Origin of the sequence: Isoptericola sp. NPDC060257, from assembly GCF_042726645.1 — a bacterium.
Taxonomy (GTDB): domain Bacteria; phylum Actinomycetota; class Actinomycetes; order Actinomycetales; family Cellulomonadaceae; genus Isoptericola; species Isoptericola nanjingensis.
Map to the genome: position 1 here is coordinate 1 of NZ_JBHXAW010000339.1, position 4092 is coordinate 4092.

4 protein-coding genes are annotated in these 4092 nt (G+C 75.1%); all 4 read left to right on the forward strand.

What is annotated here, in order from left to right:
- Nucleotides 1–413 precede the first annotated feature (413 nt).
- Nucleotides 414–1520: an ABC transporter substrate-binding protein gene (locus ACFWEK_RS19520; RefSeq protein ID WP_430546992.1), complete on the forward strand. Its 1107-nt coding sequence runs from the start codon at nt 414–416 to the stop codon at nt 1518–1520.
- The gene (locus ACFWEK_RS19525; protein ID WP_430546991.1) at nt 1517–2407 is read left to right on the forward strand and encodes an ABC transporter permease; all 891 of its coding nucleotides are present in this window, start codon (nt 1517–1519) and stop codon (nt 2405–2407) included. The genes ACFWEK_RS19520 and ACFWEK_RS19525 overlap by 4 nt, the downstream gene beginning before the upstream one ends.
- On the forward strand, nt 2383–3171 hold the full coding sequence (locus ACFWEK_RS19530) for an ABC transporter ATP-binding protein (RefSeq protein ID WP_430546990.1): 789 nt from the start codon (nt 2383–2385) through the stop codon (nt 3169–3171). The genes ACFWEK_RS19525 and ACFWEK_RS19530 overlap by 25 nt, the downstream gene beginning before the upstream one ends.
- Nucleotides 3168–4092, forward strand: a 925-nt coding sequence (locus tag ACFWEK_RS19535) for an NtaA/DmoA family FMN-dependent monooxygenase (protein ID WP_430555115.1), incomplete at its 3' end; no start/stop codon positions are given. The genes ACFWEK_RS19530 and ACFWEK_RS19535, both read left to right, overlap by 4 nt.

Consider the following 4092-nt stretch of genomic DNA (forward strand, 5'->3'; position numbering starts at 1 on the left):
GGCCCCGGACCCCCTCACAGGGTCCGGGGCCTTCGTCGTGCCCGCCTCCCGTCGTCAGGGCGGGCGCGGGCCATGCCCTGCGCTGGTCCTGACAGCTCGGGGTGACGACGCCGAGGGTCCCGCATCGTGAGACTTTCCGGGGAACTCTCGCGCGGGGCTTGCGCGGCGCCTACTTTCCCTGCCATGCCCGCCGACACGAACGGACTCCGGTCCCCGGCCACCCGCACCGCGGGGGCCGTCGTGCCGTGCGCCCGCCGGGGCTGTCGGCCCCGCCGCCGCTGTCGCCGCTGACCCGACGCACGCCGTCGCCTCCGCCTTCCCGGCAGCAGAACCCGCTCGAGACCACCGCCCCGTCCGCCGTCGCGCGGCCGGGTGACGTGGCGTACCCCCGCACGCCCCGAGAGGACCCCGTCATGCCCCGAACGATCCCCTTCCGCCGCGCCCGCGCTGCCCGACGGACGGCCGCCGCCGTGGTCGGCCTCTTCGGACTGCTCGGCACCGCCGGCTGCGTCGCCGACGCCGCCGCGGACGGCCCGGGCGGCACGCTCGCCGCCTCCGACCCGCTGCCGTCCGCGGTGCCGGACGGCACGACGCTCGTCGTCGGCGACCCGACCACCGAGGTCGCGCTCGAGCTGGCCGGCGACGAGATCGAGCACGACTTCTCGTTCGACCTGGAGTGGGCCAACCTGTCCGGCGGCCCGCAGACCATCGAGGCGTTCCGCGCCGAGTCGCTCGACGTCGGAGCGGTGGCGGACATCCCGCCCATCCACGCGACGTGGACGGGCGTGCCGGTGTCGATCATCGCGACCCAGTACCGGGAGAACTGGCAGGAGGCGCCGATCTACGAGCTCGCCGGGCGGCCCGGCATCGCGCTCGGTTCCCTCGACGACCTGGCCGGCAAGCGGATCGCGTTCAGCCCCGGCCAGGCGCAGGGCGCGCTGGTGCTCAAGGCGCTGGCCGCGGCCGGGCTCACCCAGGACGACGTGGAGCTCGTCGAGCTGCCCAGCACCGGCGACGTGTACTCGACCGCGCTGGCAGCGGGGGAGGTCGACGTCGCCCCGCTGGGCGGCACGCAGCTGTTCCGCTACCTCACGAAGTACGAGGCCGACGGCGCGCAGTCGGTCAAGCACGGCCTGCGCGACGACGCCGGCCACCTCTACGCGCCGAAGGCCGTGCTCGAGGACCCGGCCAAGGCCGCGGCGCTCGACGAGTACGTCGAGGTGTGGGCCCAGGCGAAGGTGTGGGTCGCCGAGCACCCCGAGGAGTGGAAGCAGGGGTACTACGTCGAGCACGAGGGGCTGACCGAGGAGGACGCCCAGTACCTCACGGACCACGCGGCCGTGCCCGACATCCCGGCCGACCTCACCGACGGCATCGCCCGCACGCAGGAGACGGTCGACCTGCTCGCCGAGGAGCTGGACGAGGACCCGCTCGACGCCGCCGACCTCTTCGACCAGCGGTTCGTCGCGGCGCAGACCGCCGGCGTCGAGGCACAGCGCGCGGCGGAGGAGGACCGATGACCGCCGTCGGCACCATCACCCGGGCGGGCACCGCGCCCCGCACGTCTCCGGGCGCGGCGCAGACCGTCGCCGGTGCCCGGCCCGAGGCACGGCCCGACGTCCGCCCCGCCGGCCGGCGGCTCGGGCTGGGCCGTCCGATCCCCGCGGCCGGGCTGCTCGGCGTCGTCGTCCTGGTCGGCGTGTGGGTGGCCGGCTCCGCCACCGGCCTCATCGACCAGCGGGTGCTCAGCGCCCCGTGGACCGTCGTCACGACCGCCGGCGACCTGATCGCCAAGGGCGACCTGCAGGAGAACCTCGGCGTCTCGCTGACCCGCGCGGCCCTCGGGCTGGCATGGGGCGTCGCGGCCGGCGTCGTCCTGGCGCTCGCCTCCGGGCTCAGCCGGGTGGGCGACGCCCTCCTCGACGGGCCGATCCAGGTCAAGCGGGCCATCCCGAACCTCGCGCTGCTGCCTCTGCTCATCCTGTGGTTCGGCATCGGCGAGCCGATGAAGGTCATCACCATCGCGCTCGGCGTGTTCATCCCGATCTACGTGCACACGCACAACGGGCTGCGCTCCATCGACTCCCGGTACGTCGAGCTGGCCGAGACGGTGCGGCTGGGCCGGCCGCAGTTCGTGCGCCGCGTGGTGCTGCCGGGCGCGCTGCCCGGCTTCCTGCTCGGCCTGCGGTTCGCGGTCACCGGCTCCCTGCTGTCGCTGGTCGTCGTCGAGCAGGTCAACGCCACCGCGGGCATCGGCTACATGATGGAGCTCGCCCGCACCTACGGCCAGACCGAGGTCATCATCGTCGGCCTCGTGGTCTACGGCGTCCTCGGGTTCAGCGCCGACGCCGCCGTCCGGCTGCTGCAGAGGAGGGCGCTCGCATGGCGACGCACGCTGGAGGACTGAGCGTCACGCCCGCCGCGACCGGCACGGACGCCGTCGCCGGGGCGCCCGCCGTCGCCGTGCGCGGCCTGGTGCGCGCGTACGGCGAGGACCGGGTGCTCGACGACCTCGACCTGGAGCTCGCCACGGGGGAGTTCGTCGCGATCCTGGGTCGCAGCGGCTCGGGCAAGTCGACGCTGCTGCGGGCGCTCGCGGGCCTCGACCACGGCGTCGCGGGTACCGGCGAGGTGCGCGTGCCCGACCAGGTGTCCGTCGTGTTCCAGGACTCGCGGCTGCTGCCGTGGGCGCGGGTCCTCGACAACGTCGTGCTGGGCCTGGACGGCGTGGGCCGTCGCGACGCCCGCGACGCCGGCCTGGCCGCGCTCGCCGAGGTCGGCCTCGCCGGCCGGGAGCGCGCCTGGCCGAACGAGCTGTCCGGCGGCGAGCAGCAGCGCGTGTCGCTGGCCCGCTCGCTCGTGCGCTCGCCCCAGCTCCTGCTGGCCGACGAGCCGTTCGGCGCCCTCGACGCCCTCACCCGGATCCGCATGCACGAGCTGCTGCGCGACCTGTACGACCGGCACCGGCCCGCGGTGCTGCTCGTGACGCACGACGTCGACGAGGCGATCGTGCTCGCCGACCGCGTCGTCGTCCTCGACCGCGGCCGCATCGCCGTCGAGCGCCGCATCGACCTCGACGGCGCGCGCGACGCCGCCGACCCCCGCTTCGCCACCATCCGCACCGAGCTGCTCGACGCCCTCGGCGTCGAGCGGAAGGACGTGACCGCATGACCCGCACCGCCGGCCGCGACGGCCACCGCCCCGGACCCTTCCACCTCAACGCGTTCCTCATGAGCACCGGGCACCACGAGGCGTCGTGGCGGCTGCCCGAGAGCTCCCCGGACCACACGTCCACGAACATCGCCTATCTGCAGCGGCTGGCCCGCACGGCGGAGGAGGGGCTGCTCGACTCCGTCTTCTTCGCCGACGGCCCCGGCCTGCGCAGCGACGTCGGACGCCGCCCCGCCGGGTCGTTGGACCCGCTGATCGTGCTCACCGCGCTGGCGGCCGCCACGGAGCGCATCGGGCTCATCGCGACGGCGTCCACGACCTACAACTCGCCGTACAACCTGGCCCGGCGGTTCGCGTCGATCGACATCGTCTCGGGCGGCCGCGCCGGGTGGAACGTCGTGACGACGGCGGGGCCCGACATCGCGCGCAACTTCGGCCTCGACGACCAGCCCGCGCACGCCGTGCGCTACGAGCGCGCCGCGGAGTTCCTGGACGTCGCGTCCACGCTCTGGGACTCGTGGGACGACGATGCCGTGCTCGGCGACAAGGAGGCCGGCGTCTGGGCGGACGCGGCGAAGATCCACCCCGCCGGGCACGTCGGCGAGCACTTCTCCGTCGCGGGCGCGCTCACCACCCCGCGGTCGCCGCAGGCGCGGCCGCTCATCGTGCAGGCCGGGTCGTCGGAGGACGGCAAGGGGCTCGCGGCGCGGTACGCGGAGGCGGTGTTCACCGCGCACCAGACGCTCGACGACGCGCGGGCGTTCTACGCCGACCTCAAGGCCCGGACGGTCGCGGCCGGCCGCGACGCCCACGGGATCAAGATACAGCCGGGCCGCGTGCCCGTGGTCGGGTCGACGGAGGCCGAGGCCCACGCGGCCGCGCGTGAGCTCGACGCGCGCAACGTGGCCCAGTACGCCCGCC